This window comes from Buchnera aphidicola (Kurisakia onigurumii), from assembly GCF_039394605.1.
Classification (GTDB): domain Bacteria; phylum Pseudomonadota; class Gammaproteobacteria; order Enterobacterales; family Enterobacteriaceae; genus Buchnera_I; species Buchnera_I aphidicola_B.
Map to the genome: position 1 here is coordinate 358,897 of NZ_CP135033.1, position 20,703 is coordinate 379,599.

A 20,703-nucleotide genomic window follows, 5' to 3' on the forward strand; every position below is an offset into this window, starting at 1 on the left:
ATTGAATTTAAATTCATATTTATTTATTAATATAATGTATACCACATTCTCTTTTTAATCCAAAAAATCGAGTATTTTCTTCTAATTCTCCTTTTTTCCATTTTCTTGTTGTATGAATATCTCCTACAGATCTATAATTTTTTTTCCATAAAGGATGCATATCCAAATTATTTTTTTTTATATAAGAAAAAATCATATTATTATCCCAATCCAAAATAGGTAAAAACTTAAATATTTTATTTTGAATACTTAAAAAAGACAAATTCGAACGTGTTGTTGATTGTTGTCTTCTTAATCCAGCTATCCATGTTTTTACTTTTAATACTTTTAAAGATTTTTTCATTGGAATTATTTTATTTATTTTATTATATAAATTAATTCCATCTAATTTTTGTTCCCATAGTTTTCCGTATCTTGCTTCTTGCCATCTTGGAGATATTTTTGATCTAAAAATATATAAATTTAATTGTAATTTTGCGACCATTTTATCAATATAACGATATGTATCAGAAAATAAATATCCAGTATCAATTAAAACAACAGGAATTTTAGGAATATGTTTAGTAACTAAATGCAATAAAACTGAAGATTGTATACCAAAACTAGAAGAAAGAATATGATTTTTAGGTAATTTATTTAAATTCCAAATTATTCTATCTTCGATAGACATATTTTTTATTTTATTATTAATATCATCTAAAAAATTTTTTTGTTCTTGTTTTTTTAATTGAATGATTTCACATAAATTAGTCATTTTTTCTCTTAACGTTAATTATTTTTTCCAAAATTCTTCAGAAGAATTAGTAATTTCTTTTACAATTTTTTTACGTATTACAAAATCACCAAAACCTTCTTTATTTTTTTTTTCTATGGACCATAAAGTAATTAAAATAGATAATTTTTCTAAAATAACTTTTTCATTACAATTTTCAATATATAAACTAGGAATTCTAGTACCTATTCGATTTCCTCCAAGATATAAATTGTATTTACCTGGAGATTTTCCTATTAATCCTATTTCAGCTAGTAAAGCTCTTGCACAATTATTTGGACATCCAGTAATACGAACAACAATATATTCATCAATTAAATTATTTTTTAAAAAAATTTTTTCTAATTTTTTAATAAAACCATCTAACATTCGTTCTGCTTCAGCCATTGCTAAAGGACATGTAGGAAAAGATACACATGCCATGGAATTTTGTCTTAAAAGAGATGTATTATGAATTAAATTATATTTAATAGCTATATTGTTAATTTTTTTTTTATTATTTTCTGATATTCCAGATATTATTAAATTTTGACTTGATGTAATTCTAAATGTACCAGTATGTGCTTTTGCAATTTCTAAAATTCCCAATCTAATATTTGAATGATTATATTGAGAAATTCTACCATTTGGAACAAAAATAGTTAAATACCATAAACCATTAAAACCTTTTACCCATCCAAATTTATCACCTCTTTCTAAAAAAAAATACGGATAATTCTTTTTTAAAATAATTCCTGATCTAGATTCTATTTCTTTTTTAAAATTATCAATACCAACTCTTTTAATAGTATATCTTGTTTTTGCATTCTTTCGATTTGTTCTATCACCCCAATCTCTTTGTATTGTAACAATTGACTCAACTACAGATAAAATTTTTTTAATAGATACAAAACCTATTTCAGAAGCAATCGCTGGCCAGGTAGAGTGATTATTATGCTCTATAGATAATCCTCCTCCGATTAATATATTAAATCCTAGAATTTTATTTTTATTAATAAAATCAGGAATTGTAATTAAACTAATATCATTTGCATGAATATCTACATCATTATTAGGAGGTATTACTATACTAATTTTAAATTTTCTAGGCAAATATGATTTACTTAATATTGGTTCTTTTTCATTAGAAAAAATTTTTTTTTTATCTAACCATATTTCTGAATATGCATGTGTTTTAGGAAGTAAATGATCTGAAATTTTTTTAGCCCATTTATATGATTCATAATGTAAATAAGATTCATAAGGATTAGAAGAACATACAACATTTCTATTAACATCATTTGCAGTAGCTAAAGAATCTAATTGAATAGAATTTAACATTTTATGAGTTAATTTTAGTTTATTTTTAAAAATTCCATGCAACTGAAAAGTTTGTCTATTTGTTAATCGAATAGTTTTATAAAATGTATTTGAAATAGCAAATTTATCTATTTTTAGCCATTGCTTAGTGGTAATCACTCCTCCTGGTATTCTACATCTCAACATCATGGTATATCTTGGTTCTAATTTTTGATATATTCTTTCTTGTCGAATATCTCGATCATCTTGTTGATACATTCCATGAAATCGAATAAGAAAAAAATTATCTCCTTCAAAACCATTAGTAATATTATTTTTTAAATCTTTTTGAATTGTACCTCTCAAATAATTACTGTTTTTTTTTATTCGTTCAGCATCGCTAAGAATTCCTTTTACAATAAAATTACTGTCTTTATTTTTATTATTATTCATTAATATATATCTCTTTGATATCGTTTTTCTTCACGTAATTTATTTAAAAAATTTTCTGATTTTTCTAAACTCATAAAAGAATTTTCTGAAATAATTTTAATTAAACATTGTTCCACATCTTTTGCCATATTGGAAGCATTCCCGCATACATATATAAAAGATCCTTGTTTAATCCAATCCCATAATTCTTTTCCTTTTTCTAATATTTTATCTTGTACATATATTTTTTCTGTTTGATCTTGTGACCATGCTAAATCTATATTTGTTAATAAACCTTTTTTTAAATATCTTTTCCATTCTTCTTGATATAAAAAATCTTCCGAAATAGTTGGATTACCAAAAAATAACCAATTTTTTCCTTGTGATTTATTATTATCTCTTTCTTGCATAAAAGATCGAAATGGAGCAATTCCTGTTCCAGGGCCTATCATAATTATATTAGAATCTATATTTTTAGGTAATTTAAACTGATTATTTTTTTCTACAAAAATTTTTACAGTATCATTAACCATCAGACGATTAGAAAGATATCCAGAAGCTCCTCCTATATGCATTTTATTCGATATCATATAACGAAGACAGTTTACTGTAATATGAATTTCATCTTCATTTTCTAATTGCGAAGAAGAAATAGAATAAAAACGCGGAGATAAAGATCTTAAAATAGTAGATAGTTTTTCTGCAGAAATTTTACAAGGATATTTACGAATCATTTCTAAGAAAGGTGTTGTTTTACTATATAAAAAAATATCCTTTTCGTTTTCAAAAATAGAATTCAGAGAAAATTTTTGATTCAATATAAAATATTTTTTTACTGTAAAAGGAGAATTAACAGTAATATCAAAAATTTTTTTTAAAGATTCGAAAATATTAATTTTTTTATTTTTATAAATATAAAATTCATTTTTTTTAATTTGTAATATATCCAATATTTCTAAAATTAATTCTGGATCGTTTTCATACCAAATTCCAAGAGAATCTCCTGGACAATAATTAATTCCAGAATTTTCAATATCTAATTCAATATGTCTTACATCTTTTTTAGAATATCGTCCAGTTATTTTTTGATTTACAGATATCGAAGCGATATAAGGATTTAATTTATTAAAAATATTATTAATAGATTTTTTTGATATATTATTTTCTATTTCTGAATTTTTAACTTCAATGTTTTTATTTTTTTTTTTTATTATACTAATAATATTTTTTATCCAAGGTTTAACATAATCAGAATAATCTAAATCAGCATCTATCCTTTCTAAAATTGGAACTGCACCTAATTTTTTTAATATATTATCAAATTTTTTACCAGCTTCACAAAAAAATTCGTAGGAAGAATCTCCTAAACCAAATATGCTATACGAAATATTATTTAAAATTATTTTTTTTTTAGATTTTAAAAAATTAAACATTTGTAAAGATTCTTCAGGTAAATCACCCTCTCCTTGTGTAGATATTACAATAATCAATACATCTTCATTTTGAATTTTTTTAAATTTATATTCATATGCATTAAATAATTTTGAATCAATGTTATTTTCTTTTAATTGATGATATAATTGTTCAGAAACAGATCGAGCATTTCCTGTCTGTGAAGCAGAAATTATAGTAACTTTTGAATTTTGTGAAATTATTTTTTCATTTTTTTTATTTTTAATAAAATTATTATTTTTTGTCTGAGCAATACCCCATAAATAACCTGAAATCCAAGCGCACTGATTGCTTTCAATATCATTAATTAAATTATCAAGTATATTTTTTTGTTCTTCTTTTAACGGATTTAATATATTATTTTGTATGTCATTTTTCATATTTTTTTATTTAATTACCTTTAAAAAATTATTGAATATAAAAATATATGTTAAATTTAAATTTAACGGATTGCAAAAAAATAGAATTTATAATTTAAATAATTTTATAAAAAATTTTATATTCTAAAATAAAGTATTTGATAATTTTTTATCAAGAACATAATCACAAAAATTAAATTATGTATTACTAATTTAATATAATATTATATTAAACTTATTTACTTTAAATAAGAGTTTAATAATGAAAAGATTATTATTTTCTATCATTATATATTTTTTTTTATCCAATTTAGTATTTGCTAAAAATATCATTCTAAAAAATGATATTAATAAAAATATCAATATAAATAAAAATACGAAAAAAATAGAAGAATTTTTTTCTTTTTTCTGTCCTTATTGCTATAATTTAGAATATCAATATCAATTTAATTATTTTTTAAGAAATAAATATTCTAATCAATCTATAATAAATAGTTATCATGTAAACATCAGCGATTCTTATTTAGAAAAAATGTTATCTAAAGCATGGATTATTGCAAAGGAACTACATATAGAAAACAAAGTTTTAATTCCTATATATACAAATATTCAAGAAAAAAAATATATAAAAAATTTTTCTACTTTAAAAAATATTTTTATAAAAAATTCTAAAATTCAATCTAAAATATATGACATGTATTGGAATAGTATATCAATTGAAATACGTTTAAAACAGGAATACGATATTATAAAAAAATTTCATATTATAAAAATACCTACTATATATATTAATCAAAAATATTTATTGGAATTAAATGATATATATCAATTACCTAAAAAAAAATTTTTAGAAAAACAAACACGATCAATTAATTTTTTATTAAAAAAAATATAAATATAAAAAATATATAATTTTTTAAAAAAAAGTAAATCATAAATTAATTTATAGAATAAATAATTTAAATTTAATAATAAATTTTTATACTAATAGAAAATATATTATAAAAGATAAATTGATACAAAAAATATTAATAAAAAAATGAAAAATAAAAATATAAATAATTCAACTTTAATAATAGATGGAACTTTTTGCTTATATAGATCTTATTATGCATTTCCTTTATTAAAAAATAAAAAAAATGATCATTGTGGAGCAATATATGGTTTCTTAAACACTTTAAAAAAATTAAAAAATACAATTTTTCCAAAAAAAATTATTATAGCATTTGATTCTGAAAAAAAAAATTTTAGACACAAAATTTTTTTACAATATAAACAAAATAGAAAAATGATTCCAGATATACTTAAACAACAAATTCATCCATTACAAAAAATAATAGAATATATGGGAATTTTAATTATTATGATTCCTAAAATAGAAGCAGATGACATAATAGGAAGTATTGTAAACACGTTAAAAAAAAAAAATACAAAAAAAATATTTATTTTTACTAATGATAAAGACATAGCACAATTAGTTAATCAACACATTTTTATTATTAATAGTAAATTTCAAATATTAGATAGAAATGCAATCAAAAAAAAATATGGAATTATTCCCAAATGCATTCCTGATTTTTTAGCTTTAACTGGAGATACATCTGATAATATACCAGGAGTATATGGAATAGGAAAAAAAACAGCAATTATTTTAATTAATAAATTTAAATACATCAAAAATATATACAAAAAAAATAATTTAATAAAAATTAAAGAAATAAGAAATGGTAATAATATTTTTAAAAAATTAACAAAAAATAAAAAACAAGCTTTTTTATCATTAAAATTAACTACCATTCAAAAAAATTTAATTACAATGGAAAAAATAAAATATTTCCAAAAAAATACTTTTAACGAAAAAAAATTATTATTTTTTTTTCAATATTATCAATTTAAAAAATGGACAAAATATATACAAGAAAAAATAAAAAAAAATAAAAAACAAGAAATAATGAAATTAACTTATTAAATGATAAAATAAATGATTATAAAAAAAAAAGTAATAACTGAAATAATCAAAGAAATAGATGTATCAAAATGGAAAAAAAATACAAATAAATATTTTTTTGTATCTTTTCTTATTAATACTAATAAAAAAAAAACAGTCACAACATTTTATTTTTTTACATATCCAAAAAAAATTCTTTATATATATAAAATTAAAAATTTTGAAAAATTATTAGAAAAAAATACTAATTTAATAGAATTAAAAAATATAAAATCATTTTTTGAAAATAAAAATATTCTCAAAATAACATATAATTTACAAAATTATTATAAAATTTTTAAAAAATTTCATATAAAAATATCGAAAAATATATTAGATATTAATCTAGAATTGTACATTACAAAAGGATTAATTCAAGAAAAAATAATTAAAGAAAAAATTAATTACGAATATAAACAATATGAAAAAAATTTTTTTAAATCTAATAAAAATAGATCAAAAATAAAACAAGAAGATTTGATTAATAAAATGCATAAAATAATTATATATATACATTTAAAATGTAATAAAATTCTTAATAAAGAAAAAAAACTAAACATAATTTTAAATTATATAGATCTTCCTCTTTCAGCTTTAATATATAAAATAGAAAATTATGGATTTTTATTAGATTGTAAAAAGTTAAAAATACAATCAAAAAATATATCTAAAAAAATGATTATTTTAGAAAAAGCTTCTTTTTTATTGGCTGGTGAAAAATTTAATATGTTATCAAGCAAACAAACAGAATATATATTATTCCAAAAAAAAAATTTTAAGAAATTTTATAAAACTCCTGGAGGAAAAAATTCTACCAAAGAATTAGTATTATTAAAATTATCAGAAAAAAATTTATTACCAAAAATAATTTTACAATATAGAAGTTTATGTAAATTAAAATCTTCTTATATAGATAAATTACCAAAAATGATTAATAAAAAAACAAAAAGAATCCATACTTCTTATAATCAATGTTTTACCATTACAGGAAGACTCTCATCTTCTAATCCAAATTTACAAAATATTCCTAAACACAGTGTAGAAGGTAATAAAATTAGACAATCTTTTATTGCTCCATCTGATTCCGTTATATTAACAGCTGATTATTCTCAGATTGAACTAAGAATTCTTGCACATTTATCAAAAGATAATATTTTAATAAAATCATTTAAAAAACATAAAGATATACACACTTCCACTGCATCAAAAATTTTTGAAATTCCAATTAATCAAATTACAGACCATCAAAGACAAATTGCAAAAACAATTAATTTTTCTTTGATATATGGAATGACTGCATTTGGTTTATCTAAAAAATTAAAAATTAATATCATAAAAGCAAAAAAATGTATTGATAATTATTTTAAAAAATATGAAGGAATATGTCGATATATAAAAAAAATACATTTACAAGCTATAAAAAAAGGTTATGTTTCTACTTTATTTGGTAGAAAGATATATATTAAAAATATTAATTCTAAAAATTATAATTTGAAAAGAACTGCGTATAGACAATGTATGAATGCACCTATGCAAGGAACAGTATCTGATATTATTAAAAAATCTATGATTATCATTGATAAATATATTAAAAATAAATATCAAAAAAAAGCAAAAATAATTCTACAAATACATGACGAACTAATTTTTGAAATAAAAAAAGAATCAGTAAAAATTTTATGTAAAAAAATACAAAAAATAATGGAAACAATAATAGTATTAGATATTCCAATACCAGTAAATATAAAAATTGGTGATAACTGGAGCGAAACTTATGAATTAAAAAAATATTTTAAAAATTATGAAACAAATTTTGTAAATTAAAACTGATGCCATTTCGAAACTACATTTAATAAAGATAATAAACTACCTGAACAATATTTTGAAAAAGTGTATACTAAAATATTTTTATTTGATAAAGATATCGTTTTATTTACATATTTTATAGTTTTTAGTTTTAAATTTTTAGAAATTTTATCAGATTTAGTCAAAAAAATTGCTATAGGTATATTATTCTTATTAACTAAATTAATAATTTCATAGTCTATTTTTTTTAATGGATGTCTAATATCCATAAATATTATCAAACCTTTTAAATGAAAACAATTTTTTAGATAATAAAAAACAATATCTCGTAACTCTAATTGAGTTTTTTTTGATGTTTTAGAATAACCGTAACCTGGTAAATCAATTAAATATCTTTTAAAATCTACTTGAAACAAATTAATAGTTTTTGTACTTCCTGGTTTTTTACTAGTTCTAGCTAATTTTTTTTGATTAGATAAAAGATTAATAGCAGTTGATTTTCCAGAATTAGAATATCCAGAAAATGCAACGTCCATTCTATTATTTTTTTTAGATAAAATCATTTTTTTAACACTTTTTAAAAAAATAGTTGATATATATTTGTTTTTAATCATTATTACACTCCTAAATATGTTATAAATAAAAATTTATTATATATATCATAATGATATATATATATAATAAATTATCAAATAAAAAATAAAAATTATAAAAAAATAAAAAATTTAAATAAACATAAAATAAATTATTATCATAATAAGGAAGGATATCATGGAAAAAAAAATAAAAAATATTGCAATCATCGCGCACGTTGATCATGGGAAAACTACTTTAGTAGATAAATTATTGGAAGAATCAGGAACATTTCAATTACATGAAAATAAACCTGATCGTATTATGGATTCTAATATTTTAGAAAAAGAACGAGGTATCACTATTTTATCTAAACATGCTTCATTAAATTGGAAAAATTATAAAATTAATATAATAGATACTCCAGGACATTCAGATTTTGGAGGTGAAGTAGAACGAATTATGTCAATGGTAGATTCCGTTCTTTTGATAGTAGATGCAATAGATGGTCCAATGCCACAAACTCGATTTGTTACACAAAAAGCATTTAACTATAATATAGTTCCTATTGTTGTAATTAACAAAATAGACAGAGAAAACGCAAGACCAGAATGGGTATTAGATCAAATATTAGATTTATTTATCAATTTAAATGCAACTGATTCGCAACTTGATTTTCCTGTTGTATATACTTCTGCAATAAATGGAACATCAGGAGCACACTATTCTAAAATGAAAAAAAATATGGATTTTTTATTTGAATCTATTATTAAATATACACCTAGCCCTAAAATTAATAATAAAGGGACATTGAAAATGCAAATATCCCAACTAGATTATGATCCATATTTAGGAATTATAGGAATAGGTAAAATAAAAGAAGGTATTCTTCGAGTTAATCAAATAGTTTCTGTTGTTAATAGCAAAAAAAAAATTTATAACAGTAAAATTAATAAAATATTAATATATTCAGGATTAGAAAAAATAGAAACTAAAATAGCAAAAGCAGGAGAAATCGTAAATATTTCAGGACCTGAAAAAATAAATATATCTGATACTATATGTGATCCAAATAATATTTTTTTTATTCCAAAATTAAAGATTGATAAACCTACTGTAAAAATGTTTTTTTCCGTTAATACATCTCCTTTCTGTGGTAAAGAAGGTAAATATGTTACATCTCGTCAAATTTTAAATCGTTTAACACATGAAGCAAAACATAATATTTCGTTAATTATTGAAGAAACAAAAAATTCTAATACATTTTGTGTATCAGGTAGAGGAGAATTACATTTATCAATATTAATCGAAAATATGAGAAGAGAAGGGTTTGAAATGGAAGTATCCAGACCCACTGTAATTTTTAAAAAAAATAAAGAAAAAATACAAGAACCATTTGAATTAGTTACAATAGATATTCAAATAAATCATCAAGGAACATTAATGAAGTTAATTGGAGAAAAGCAAGGAGAATTACAAAATATTTTTCCTGAACAAAAAGGTAGAGTACGAATAAATTATATTCTTTCCAGTAGATCATTAATAGGTTTTAGAAATCAATTTTTAACAATAACATCAGGAACAGGATTATTTTTTTCTTCTTTTAGTCATTATGATACTATAAAATCTAATAATGCTGGACAAAGAAAAAATGGGGTACTAATTTCTAATAGTACAGGAAAAACAGTTGCTTTTGCTTTATTCAACTTACAAAATCGAGGAAAAATGTTTTTAAATCATGGAGAAAAAGTATATGAAGGACAAATAATAGGAATTCATAATAGAAATAATGATTTAACAGTAAATTGTCTGACAGGAAAAAAACTTTCTAATATGCGTGCATCGGGTTCTGATGAAGCTATCAATTTGATAAATCCAATAAAAATGAATTTAGAAAAATCTATTGGATTTATCAATGATGACGAATTAATAGAAATTACCCCTAAATCTATTAGATTAAGAAAAAAATATTTGACTGAAGGAGAAAGAAAACAATTTTCTCGATCTTTTTCTAAAAGTGAAATAATTTAATTTAAATAATAAAATGCAATTTTTTAAAAAAAATTAAAAAATTTTTTATTAAAAATACTATTTATTAAAAAAATTAAAAATTATTTTATTTTTTCTATTCGTATAAAAAAAATAAAATAATTAATTTTATTAAAAATTATTTATATAAAATAATTTTCAATTAATTTCTCTTGTATTTTTTTTTATTACGAATAGATAATCTTTCAGCAATAACAATTGCTGCTAATTCATTTAATGCTTTTTTAAAATCATCATTAATAATTAAATAATCATATTCATGACAATGACTTACTTCTAATAACGACATATTTATTCTTTGTATAATTTCTTTTTCTGAATTTTGACCTCTATTTTTTAGTCTTATGTATAGTTCTTCTATTGAAGGAGGTAACATAAAAATACTTTTAACTTGAGAAAAATTTTTGCGAATTTGTTGAGCGCCTTGCCAATCTATATCTAAAAAGATATCTATTCCTTTTGAAATAAAATCCTTAATTACATTTTTTGAAGTTCCATAATATTGATTTAAAATAATTGCATATTCTAAAAAAATATTTTTTTTAATCATATTATGAAATTCTGATTTATTAATAAAATAATAATCTTTTCCTTCTTTTTCTGTTTTTCTCTTTAATCTAGTTGTATGAGATATAGATATTCTAATATTTTTTCCTGTTTTAGTTTTTAAAAAATTTCGTATTAAACTAGATTTTCCAGTTCCACTTGGAGCAGAAATAATAAAAAATGTTCCTAATTGTATCATTTTTATAATTTTATAAATTAAATGTAAGTAAATTTTTTTTTAAATGTATATTAAATACTATAATAAATTATTTTTTTTAACAAATATTTAATATTTTTTTAAATAAAAAAAAATATTTTTGATATTATTAATTCGTAATATATCATATTTATTTGTTGTCTTTCTTAACATTGCTTGAATATATATACCATTAGAATTAATTTTGACTGCGGATAAAATAAAACCACAATGTATCCAAGAATCTTTTTTTTTTTTTTCTATATTTTCTCCAATAACTAAATTATCAGTGTAATTTCCATACAAAATATATATAGAATATTTATTTTTTCCTCTAAATTCTAATCTAGATATTATTTCTTGTCCTTGATAACACCCTTTGTAAAAATCTAATGCTTTTAATTTTTTTAAATTAATATTTTGCGGAAAAAATTTAGCATAATTTTCTAAATCTATAACTGGAAAACCAGATTTTATTTCTGATAATAACCATTCTTCATTTCCAACAAGTATTTTTTTTAAAAAAAATTTTTTATATAATAAATTCAATTTTTTATTGGATACAATCAATAAAAATTTTTTATAAGGACGAAAAAAATATAATATTGTTCCAAAATTTGTTTTAATCAAAGAATTATTTTTATGTGAAACATCTAAAAAATAATTTTTAAAAAAATTAAATATTTTATTATTATACATTCCTATAATATGATAATTTTTTTTTATCCTAATTTTTATATCTGAAAATATAGAATATTTTTCTAATTCTTGTATTTGTTGACGTGCAACACTTTTTCTTTGAATGTAACCGTATCCACTTTTAAAAACAAAAAAATAAAATACACTCAACACCTTTCCTTGTGAATTACAATGAGAACATATTGTATGAGTATTATTATTAAATTTATTAATATTTATAGTAAATTTTGTTTGTAGATATTTTTTAGCATCATTTCCCGATACATAAACAAAAACCCAATCTGTTAATTGTAAAAAATAATTTTGTAAATTTTTTATTGATTGATTTAAATTATTAAATGTAGAAAAATTCATATTTTCTTATATAAAATTAATTATATAATCCTAATTAAAACGAATATAGTTATTAGTATAACATTTATAGTTTATTTACTAAATTTAAATAATCCAGTAATATATAATATTATATAAATTAATAAAAAAATTAATATCTATAATTATTTAAATTAATAAAATATAAAATTTTAATTTATTAATATAAAAATTATAATTTTTATAAAAAAAAATAAAATATAATAAAAACAAAAAATTATTTCAGTAAAAAAAATGAACATATACTTAAAAAAAATAAAAAAAAAAATAAAAAATCTGAAAAAAAAAGAAATATTAATAAAAGATTTTTTTGAATACGAAAAAAAAAAAAATAGAATTGAAGAAATTCATTTAGAATTATCTAATCCTATATATTGGAAAAAAAAAGATTTTATAAAAAATAAAAATATAGAATATACAAATTTACAAAAAATTATTGATTTAATAGATAATATACAAAAAAAAATTAACGAAATAGACATTTTAATAAAAAATAAATTTAATACAAAAAAATTATTTACAAAAAATCTTATACAAGAAAAAATCAATACAGTAAAAAAAAAAATTAAAAAAATTGAATTTTATAAAATGTTTTCAAAAAAGAATGATTTTTTAGATTGTTACATTGACATACAACCAGGATCAGGTGGAATTGATGCTCAAGATTGGGCTAAAATATTAATGCGTATGTATTTAAAATGGATTAAGTCAAAAGGACTTACATATTCTATTATTCAACAAACAAATAGTGAAAATATAGGAATTAAATCTGCTACAATAATGGTATTAGGTGCTTACTCGTTCGGATGGTTAAGAACTGAAACAGGAATACATAGGTTAGTAAGAAGAAGCCCTTTCAATTCTACTAAAAAAAGACATACTTCTTTTTGTTCAATATTTGTTTATCCTAAATTAGATAAAAATGATGTTATACAAATAAATTCTTCTGATTTAAGAATAGATGTGTATAAATCATCTGGTTCTGGGGGGCAACATGTTAATAAAACTGAATCTGCTGTAAGAATAACACATATTCCAACCGGTATCGTAACACAATCACAAAATAGTCGTTCTCAACACAAAAATAAATCTCAAGCATTAGAACAAATAAGATATAAAATTAATCAGATAGAAATTCAAAATAAAAAACATGAAAAAAAAGAAAATGAAAAAAACAAATCAGAAATTTGCTGGGGTAATCAAATTAGATCATATATATTTGATAATCCCAGAATAAAAGATTTAAGAACTGGTGTAGAAACAAGAAAAATACAAGAAGTATTAAATGGAAATATAGAAAAATTCATTATATCTAATTTAAAATTGGAAGTATAAAGAGATAATAGAATGATATCAAAAAAAAATGAAATTTTATTAAATCAAGAAGAAAGAAACATAAGAAAAATAAAACTGAATAATATTCAAAAAAAAGGTTTTAATTTTCCTAATAATTTTAAGATCAATAATACTATCGAAATATTATGCAAAAAATATAATCATCTGAATATACAAGATTTAAAAAAAAAAGATATTAATATAAATATCGCAGGTAGAATAATTAATAAAAGAGTTATGGGAAAAGCATCTTTTATTACCTTACAGGAAAAATATTATACAATACAAGTATATGTTAAAGAAGATAATTTACCAATTTTATTTTATAAAAATGAATTTAAAAAATGGGATATAGGAGACATAATAGGGGTAATCGGTTGTTTATTTAAAACTAAAACAAATGAGTTATCTATAAGAAGTATAAAACTTATTTTACTTACTAAATCTATACGATCTTTACCGGATAAATTCCACGGACTTATTAATAAAGAAATACGATATAGACAAAGATATTTGGATTTAATATGTAATAAAAATCAATTTAAAATTTTCATACAACGATCAAATATAATAAATTGTATACGAGAATATATGATTAAAAAAAAATTTTTAGAAGTTGAAACTCCTATGTTACAAAATATACCAGGAGGAGCATCAGCTAAACCTTTTTCTACTTATCATAATTCCTTAAATAATTCTATGTATTTACGAATTTCTCCTGAGTTATATTTAAAAAAACTAATCATAGGAGGTTTTACCCGTATTTTTGAAATTAATCGTAGTTTTCGAAATGAAGGTATTTCTTATCGGCATAATCCCGAATTTACTATGATGGAAATATATCAATCATATACAACATATAAAGATATGATGATTTTAATAGAAAAAATATTTAAAAAAATAACAAAAAAAATATTTGGAAGTTTTGAAATAAAATGTGGCAATAATACTATTAATTTTAATAAAAAATTTACAATTTTAACTATAAAAGAATCAATAGTTAAATTTAATTCATCAATTGATTTAGAAAGTCTTAATAATTTAAAAAAAATAAAAAAAATTGCAAAATTAAATAAAATAAAAATTAAAAAAACATGGGAAATAGAAAGAATACAATTAGAAATATTTGAAAAAATTACAGAAAAAAAAATTCTACAACCTACTTTTATTATTGAATATCCTGTATCACAATCACCACTAGCCAGAAGAAATGAGTTAAATAAAAAATTAACAGATAGATTTGAACTATTTATTAATGGTTTAGAAATAGCTAATGGTTTTTCCGAACTAAACGATTACCAAGACCAAAAAAAAAGATTTCAAAAACAAATAGCACAAAAAAAAAATAAATATACAGATATTATGTACGATAAGGAATATATTAAAGCTCTTGAATATGGATTACCTCCAACTTCAGGTTTAGGAATAGGAATTGATAGAATTGTAATGATTTTAACTAATAGCATTAATATAAGAGATGTGATATTGTTTCCCACACTAAAAAATAAATAACAAAATATGTAAAATAAAAATTTTTTTATATAAGAAAATAAGGAAAATATGTGTAATTGTTTTAATTTATTTCAAAATTCTATAAAAAAAAAAAAAATTCTGAATATTATTGAAAAAATTAATACACCTTTCTGGTTGTATGATATCAAAATGATTTATAAAAAAATTAAACTATTAAATAATTTTGATATCATTAGATTTGCACAGAAAGCATGTTCTAATATAAATATATTAAAATTAATGAAAAAAAAAGGAGTTAAAATAGACGCGGTTTCGTTAGGAGAAATAGAAAGAGCTATTCAATCTGGATTTTCTATAAAAGAAAACGATATAGTTTTTACAGCAGATATATTTGACCAAGAAACTGTAGATAAAATCGCAAAATTCAATATTCCGGTAAATATTGGATCAATAGATATGTTACATCAATTAGGTAAAATATCTCCAAATCATGATATATGGATACGCATTAATCCAGGATTTGGACATGGGCATAATAAAAAAACAAATACGGGAGGTAATAACAGTAAACATGGTATTTTATATCCAAAAAAAATACTAAAAATAATCAAAGAGTATGGATTTAATGTAATAGGATTACATATGCATATTGGATCAGGAGTAAATTATGAACACTTACAAAAAGTATGTAATTCTATGCTACATCAAGCATATAGTTTAAATATTGACATATCTTCAATATCAGCTGGAGGCGGTATATCTATTCCATATAAAGATAATGAAAATCATGTTGATATTAACCATTATTTTTCTTTATGGAATAAAACAAGAAAAAAAATAGAAAATTATTTTGGTCATCATGTAAATCTAGAAATAGAACCAGGAAGATTTTTAGTTGCAGAATCAGGAATATTAATATGTAAAATTTATACTATAAAAAAAACAGATAAATATACATTTATTTTAGTAGATGCTGGTTTTAATGATCTTATGCGTCCTATTTTATATGGTTCTTATCATAAAATAACGATACTACCTCAAAAAAATAGAAATATAGATTATTCTGAAACTAAAAAAGTAGTTATAGGAGGTCCTTTATGTGAAGCAGGAGACATATTTACACAAAATAAACATGGAAATTTAGAAGAAAGAGATCTACCTCTTGTTGAAATAGGAGATTATTTAATATTCCATAATACTGGAGCTTACGGTGCTTCTATGTCTTCTATTTATAATAGCAGACCACTCATACCTGAAATATTATATGAAAATAATTCTTTTAAAATAATACGAAAAAAACAAACAATACATGATTTATTAAAATTAGAAAATAGTATTATCAAAATTTAAAAAATAAATTTTTATAAAAATTAAATATGGTAAAAAAATGAATCATAATTATTTGTATATTCATAATATTAATCCTATTGTATTTTCTATTGGAAAAATTCATATATATTGGTATGGATTAATGTATTTAATAACATTTTTTTTCATAATGTATTTTGGAAAAAAAAAATCTATTAAATATAAATTTTTTAAAAAAAATGAATTTGAAAATTTATTAAATATTATTTTTATAAGTTTATTAATAGGTGGTAGAATTGGTCACGTTATTTTATATGATTATAAATATTATATACATCATGTAATATCTATATTTAAAATATGGGAAGGAGGAATGTCTTTTCATGGAGGTTTAATTGGATCAATAATAGGAATATATTATTTTTGTAAAAAATATAATAAAAAATTTTTTATTATTTCTGATTTTACTTCTATTTTTATTCCTATTGGTTTAGGTATGGGAAGAATTGGAAATTTTATAAATGGTGAATTATGGGGAAAAGTATATTCAACAAACTTTCCAATATATTGCTTTTTTCCTAAATCGTATTATTATGACGTAAAATTTGTTCAAAAAAATACCTATCTTCAAACATTCTTAGAAAAATTTCATTACTTACCAAGACATCCATCACAAATTTATGAATTTTTTTTAGAAGGAATTATTTTATTTATTATATTATTATATACAAAAAAAATAACTAAAAAACATGGAATTTTATCATCTGTTTTTTTAATTATATATGGAATATTTAGAATTTTCATCGAATTTTTTAGAGAACCAGATTATAATATATATATAAAAAATATATCAATTACATCAGGACAATTTTTTTCTATACCTATGATAATATTAGGACTATATATATTTATATATTCTAATAAAAAAATTCTTAAAAAGAATACTAAATGATATCAAAATATTTAAAATATATTATTTAATAAAAAATTATTTTCATATTAAAATTAATATTTATAAAAAAAATAAATTTATCAATAAATAATATTTATATTATTTATTACAAATATTGTACAAAAAAATTATTTAAATACGTATATGTTTAATAAAAAATTTTTATATTATACCAATATATTTATAATATATATTAATAAAATAATTCTAATTCCATTCATTAAAAAAATTTCTATCAATACATTTACTAATTTAAAAATATAAAAAATTAATGAAAAAAAAAAAAATATTTATTAAAACATGGGGATGTCAAATGAATACATATGACTCTTCAATTATTGCTAATATTTTGCAAAAAAATAATTATAAAATTTCTTCAAAAGAAAAAAATGCAGATATATTTGTATTAAATACATGTTCTATTAGAAATAAAGCTCAAGAAAAATTATTTCATCAGTTAGGAAGATGGAAAAAAATAAAAGAAAAAAATAAAAATATTATTATTGCAGTAGGAGGTTGTGTAGCAGTACAAGAAGGAAAAAAAATTTTTGATAGAGCTCCTTATATTAATATAATATTTGGAACACAAAATGTACATCAATTACCTATATTAATTGAAAAATACATTAAAAATAAATTATCTATATTAGAAATAAACAATTTAAAAACTGAAAAATTTAATTTTTACGATAATAAAAAAATTTTTAAAACAAAAGAAATTGTATCTATTATGGAAGGTTGTAATAAATTTTGTTCTTTTTGTATAGTACCGTACACAAGAGGTAGAGAGATAAGTAGAAATTATAAAAGTATAATATCAGAAATAATGATTTTAGCACAAAATGGAGTTAAAGAAATTACTTTATTAGGGCAAAATGTAAATGCTTACAATTTTTTAAAAAAAAATGGAAAAAAAGTATATTTTTCTAAATTGTTAAGATATATATCTGAAATTAGTCAAATAAAAAGAATTAAATTTATTACTAGTCATCCTTGTGAATTCACTGAAGATATTATAGAAGTATATAGAGATATTCCAAAAATAGTTAGTTTCTTACATTTACCTGTACAAAGTGGTTCTAATAAAATATTGCAATTGATGAAAAGAAGATATAATGTTAATCAATATAAAGAGATAATTTCGAAATTAATAAAATATCGTAATAACATACAAATTAGTTCAGATTTTATAATAGGATTTCCTGGAGAAACAAAAGAAGATTTTCAGAAAACTATGAAATTAATTTCTGAAATTAATTTTGATATGAGTTTTAGTTTTTTATATTCACCTAGACCCGGAACTCCTGCATCAAAAATGAAAGATAATGTTAGTTTAGAAGAAAAAAAAGAACGTTTATACATACTTCAAGAAAAAATTAATGAACAAACTTTATCTTGGAGTAAAAAAATGTTATATACCAAACAAATGGTTTTAGTTGATGGTCCTTCTAAAAAAAATATTATGCAACTTTCAGGAAAAACAGAAAATAATCGAACTGTTCATTTTAAAGGATCAAAAAAACATATTGGAAAAATTGTTCCTATTAAAATAATAGAAACTAGTCGTTATAATTTGCAAGGAAAATTAATATAATATACCAATATATAAAACATTTTAAATATTATTTATAATATTTAAATATTAATTTAAAAAAAATAATGTATGAAAAAAAAATGAATTTACAATTAGATTTACAGATACATACTAAAATATTAAATAATTATATTCCTATAAAAAAATTTTTTGTTAAATGGATTTCTTACATTTTTAGAAAAAAAAAAAATATATTTATTACAATTCAAATTGTAAAAAAATCAAAAATAAAAAAATTAAATTTTTTATATAGAAAAATATATAAACCAACTAATATTTTATCTTTTTCTTACAAAAATATTATCCATTATAACTATAATTATATAGGAGATTTAGTAATCTGTCATGAAATCGTAAATCGTGAAGCTTGCAAAAAAAAAATTTCTTTAGAAAGTTATTGGGCTTCAATCAGTATTCATGGAGCTTTACATTTACTAGGTTATCGACATGATAATAATTCAGAATTTAAAAAAATGCGAGATATAGAAAACAAATCTCTTTCAAAATTAGGTTATATAGATTTTTATTTGTAATAATATATAAAAAATACTTTTTATTAAAGTTCATATTAATTTTAAATTAATCGAGATATTTATTAAAAATACATGAATGACTATTATTTACGTAAACCTGGTAATAAATCAAAAAAAAAAATAGGTTTTTTTTCATCAATTATTAAACAATTATTTCATGAAAAGCCAAAAAATCAAGAAGAATTATTGCATCTAATAAGAAGTTTTGAACAAAATGAATTAATTAATCAAGAAACAAGAAACATGTTAGAAGGAGTTATTAGTGTTACAAAACATTACATAAGGGAAATTATGACTCCATTATCTCAAATGATCACTGTAAAATTACAATATAACCTTAATCAATGTTTAGACGTCATTATTCAATCTTCTCATTCAAGATTTCCTGTTATGAACGATAAAAATGATCATGTTGAAGGATTTTTAATAGCAAAAGATTTGCTACCATTTATGCAAAAAAAATCAACAAATTTTAATTTAGAAAAAATATTAAGACCTCCTGTAATAGTACCTGAAAGTAGACATGTAGATAATATGTTAAGAGAATTTAGATTAAAAAGATATCATATGGCAATTGTAATTGATGAATTTGGAGCAGTTTCAGGACTAGTAACAATTGAAGATATACTTGAACTTATTGTAGGAGAAATAGAAGATGAATATGATAAAAAAGATAAATTAAACATCAAAAAAATTAATAATTTTACTTTTTATATAAGTGCTTTAACAACAATTAAAGAATTTAATAAAACATTTAAAACATGTTTTATGGATAATACAGTAGATACTATAGGAGGATTAATTATGAAAAAATTTGGCAAACTTCCTAAAAAAAATGAAGTAACACAAATAAACCAGTTTAAATTTAAAGTTTTATCCGTAAATAGTAGAAGAATATTAAAAATTCAAGTCGTTATTATACAAAATAATATAATTTATAAATAAAAATCAATATAATTATTTTATACAATTAATCTCTAAAAAATA

Annotated in this window: 17 protein-coding genes; 11 read left to right on the top strand and 6 right to left on the bottom strand. The window is 20.1% G+C overall.

Features of this window, described 5'->3' with window-relative positions; genetic code table 11:
• Window positions 1-19: 19 nt before the first annotated feature.
• Genes RJU59_RS01615 through RJU59_RS01625 form a run of 3 tightly spaced genes read right to left on the bottom strand, consistent with a single transcriptional unit; the run spans window position 20 to window position 4,314 of the window.
• On the bottom strand, window positions 20-754 hold the full coding sequence (locus RJU59_RS01615) for a phosphoadenylyl-sulfate reductase (RefSeq protein ID WP_343155058.1): 735 nt from the start codon (window positions 752-754) through the stop codon (window positions 20-22).
• Between the two features lie 18 nt (window positions 755-772).
• The gene (gene cysI / locus RJU59_RS01620) at window positions 773-2,503 is read right to left on the bottom strand and encodes an assimilatory sulfite reductase (NADPH) hemoprotein subunit (RefSeq protein WP_343155059.1); all 1,731 of its coding nucleotides are present in this window, start codon (window positions 2,501-2,503) and stop codon (window positions 773-775) included.
• Window positions 2,503-4,314, bottom strand: coding sequence for an assimilatory sulfite reductase (NADPH) flavoprotein subunit (locus RJU59_RS01625; protein ID WP_343155060.1), 1,812 nt, complete (start codon window positions 4,312-4,314; stop codon window positions 2,503-2,505). The genes cysI and RJU59_RS01625 overlap by 1 nt, the downstream gene beginning before the upstream one ends.
• A 241-nt stretch (window positions 4,315-4,555) precedes the next feature.
• Between RJU59_RS01625 and RJU59_RS01630 the strand changes: the two genes are divergently transcribed.
• From RJU59_RS01630 to RJU59_RS01640, 3 genes are all read left to right on the top strand, one after another.
• Window positions 4,556-5,188: a hypothetical protein gene (locus RJU59_RS01630; RefSeq protein WP_343155061.1), complete on the top strand. Its 633-nt coding sequence runs from the start codon at window positions 4,556-4,558 to the stop codon at window positions 5,186-5,188.
• 144 nt (window positions 5,189-5,332) lie between these two features.
• Window positions 5,333-6,262, top strand: coding sequence for a 5'-3' exonuclease (locus tag RJU59_RS01635; RefSeq protein WP_343128472.1), 930 nt, complete (start codon window positions 5,333-5,335; stop codon window positions 6,260-6,262).
• Between the two features lie 12 nt (window positions 6,263-6,274).
• Window positions 6,275-8,104, top strand: a complete 1,830-nt coding sequence (locus RJU59_RS01640; RefSeq protein ID WP_343155062.1) for a DNA polymerase — start codon at window positions 6,275-6,277, stop codon at window positions 8,102-8,104.
• Here RJU59_RS01640 and yihA read toward each other — a convergent pair.
• On the bottom strand, window positions 8,101-8,700 hold the full coding sequence (gene yihA / locus RJU59_RS01645) for a ribosome biogenesis GTP-binding protein YihA/YsxC (RefSeq protein WP_343155063.1): 600 nt from the start codon (window positions 8,698-8,700) through the stop codon (window positions 8,101-8,103). The two genes, RJU59_RS01640 and yihA, sit on opposite strands and share 4 nt — an antisense overlap.
• A 157-nt stretch (window positions 8,701-8,857) precedes the next feature.
• Between yihA and typA the strand changes: the two genes are divergently transcribed.
• A complete protein-coding gene (gene typA / locus RJU59_RS01650; RefSeq protein ID WP_343155064.1) occupies window positions 8,858-10,690 on the top strand; it encodes a translational GTPase TypA in 1,833 nt (610 codons plus the stop codon).
• Window positions 10,691-10,850: 160 nt separating this feature from the next.
• On the opposite strand, the gene gmk is transcribed toward typA, so the two are convergent.
• Window positions 10,851-11,453, bottom strand: coding sequence for a guanylate kinase (gene gmk, locus RJU59_RS01655; protein WP_343155065.1), 603 nt, complete (start codon window positions 11,451-11,453; stop codon window positions 10,851-10,853).
• A gap of 87 nt (window positions 11,454-11,540) precedes the next feature.
• Window positions 11,541-12,503 carry a tRNA-modifying protein YgfZ gene (gene ygfZ, locus RJU59_RS01660; RefSeq protein WP_343155066.1) on the bottom strand — a complete coding sequence of 321 codons (963 nt, stop codon included), beginning with the start codon at window positions 12,501-12,503 and terminating at the stop codon, window positions 11,541-11,543.
• Between the two features lie 252 nt (window positions 12,504-12,755).
• Here ygfZ and prfB point away from each other — a divergent pair, with 252 nt between their 5' ends.
• The 7 genes from prfB (at window position 12,756) to corC (ending at window position 20,661) form a co-directional block, all read left to right on the top strand.
• Window positions 12,756-13,856 (top strand): peptide chain release factor 2, encoded by a 1,101-nt coding sequence (gene prfB / locus RJU59_RS01665; protein ID WP_343155067.1) that lies wholly within the window; start codon window positions 12,756-12,758, stop codon window positions 13,854-13,856.
• Window positions 13,857-13,868: 12 nt separating this feature from the next.
• Complete coding sequence (gene lysS, locus RJU59_RS01670) at window positions 13,869-15,368, top strand: lysine--tRNA ligase (RefSeq protein ID WP_343155068.1); 1,500 nt, start codon at window positions 13,869-13,871, stop codon at window positions 15,366-15,368.
• 48 nt (window positions 15,369-15,416) lie between these two features.
• Entirely contained in the window at window positions 15,417-16,679 is a 1,263-nt protein-coding gene (lysA, locus tag RJU59_RS01675; RefSeq protein ID WP_343155069.1) for a diaminopimelate decarboxylase, read from the top strand.
• Between the two features lie 37 nt (window positions 16,680-16,716).
• Complete coding sequence (gene lgt / locus RJU59_RS01680) at window positions 16,717-17,589, top strand: prolipoprotein diacylglyceryl transferase (protein WP_343155070.1); 873 nt, start codon at window positions 16,717-16,719, stop codon at window positions 17,587-17,589.
• Window positions 17,590-17,860: 271 nt separating this feature from the next.
• On the top strand, window positions 17,861-19,183 hold the full coding sequence (gene miaB, locus RJU59_RS01685; RefSeq protein ID WP_343155071.1) for a tRNA (N6-isopentenyl adenosine(37)-C2)-methylthiotransferase MiaB: 1,323 nt from the start codon (window positions 17,861-17,863) through the stop codon (window positions 19,181-19,183).
• 80 nt (window positions 19,184-19,263) lie between these two features.
• Window positions 19,264-19,716, top strand: a complete 453-nt coding sequence (ybeY, locus tag RJU59_RS01690; protein WP_343155072.1) for an rRNA maturation RNase YbeY — start codon at window positions 19,264-19,266, stop codon at window positions 19,714-19,716.
• Window positions 19,717-19,788: 72 nt separating this feature from the next.
• The gene (gene corC / locus RJU59_RS01695; RefSeq protein WP_343155073.1) at window positions 19,789-20,661 is read left to right on the top strand and encodes a CNNM family magnesium/cobalt transport protein CorC; all 873 of its coding nucleotides are present in this window, start codon (window positions 19,789-19,791) and stop codon (window positions 20,659-20,661) included.
• Window positions 20,662-20,703: the final 42 nt, after the last annotated feature.

Bases quoted from the DNA above. Each gene is read 5' to 3' on its own strand.
- RJU59_RS01615 (WP_343155058.1), bottom strand. From the start codon at position 754: ATGACTAATTTATGTGAAATCATTCAATTAAAAAAACAAGAACAAAAA.
- cysI (WP_343155059.1), bottom strand. From the start codon at position 2,503: ATGAATAATAATAAAAATAAAGACAGTAATTTTATTGTAAAAGGAATT.
- RJU59_RS01625 (WP_343155060.1), bottom strand. From the start codon at position 4,314: ATGAAAAATGACATACAAAATAATATATTAAATCCGTTAAAAGAAGAA.
- RJU59_RS01630 (WP_343155061.1), top strand. From the start codon at position 4,556: ATGAAAAGATTATTATTTTCTATCATTATATATTTTTTTTTATCCAAT.
- RJU59_RS01635 (WP_343128472.1), top strand. From the start codon at position 5,333: ATGAAAAATAAAAATATAAATAATTCAACTTTAATAATAGATGGAACT.
- RJU59_RS01640 (WP_343155062.1), top strand. From the start codon at position 6,275: ATGATTATAAAAAAAAAAGTAATAACTGAAATAATCAAAGAAATAGAT.
- yihA (WP_343155063.1), bottom strand. From the start codon at position 8,700: ATGATTAAAAACAAATATATATCAACTATTTTTTTAAAAAGTGTTAAA.
- typA (WP_343155064.1), top strand. From the start codon at position 8,858: ATGGAAAAAAAAATAAAAAATATTGCAATCATCGCGCACGTTGATCAT.
- gmk (WP_343155065.1), bottom strand. From the start codon at position 11,453: ATGATACAATTAGGAACATTTTTTATTATTTCTGCTCCAAGTGGAACT.
- ygfZ (WP_343155066.1), bottom strand. From the start codon at position 12,503: ATGAATTTTTCTACATTTAATAATTTAAATCAATCAATAAAAAATTTA.
- prfB (WP_343155067.1), top strand. From the start codon at position 12,756: ATGAACATATACTTAAAAAAAATAAAAAAAAAAATAAAAAATCTGAAA.
- lysS (WP_343155068.1), top strand. From the start codon at position 13,869: ATGATATCAAAAAAAAATGAAATTTTATTAAATCAAGAAGAAAGAAAC.
- lysA (WP_343155069.1), top strand. From the start codon at position 15,417: ATGTGTAATTGTTTTAATTTATTTCAAAATTCTATAAAAAAAAAAAAA.
- lgt (WP_343155070.1), top strand. From the start codon at position 16,717: ATGAATCATAATTATTTGTATATTCATAATATTAATCCTATTGTATTT.
- miaB (WP_343155071.1), top strand. From the start codon at position 17,861: ATGAAAAAAAAAAAAATATTTATTAAAACATGGGGATGTCAAATGAAT.
- ybeY (WP_343155072.1), top strand. From the start codon at position 19,264: ATGAATTTACAATTAGATTTACAGATACATACTAAAATATTAAATAAT.
- corC (WP_343155073.1), top strand. From the start codon at position 19,789: ATGAATGACTATTATTTACGTAAACCTGGTAATAAATCAAAAAAAAAA.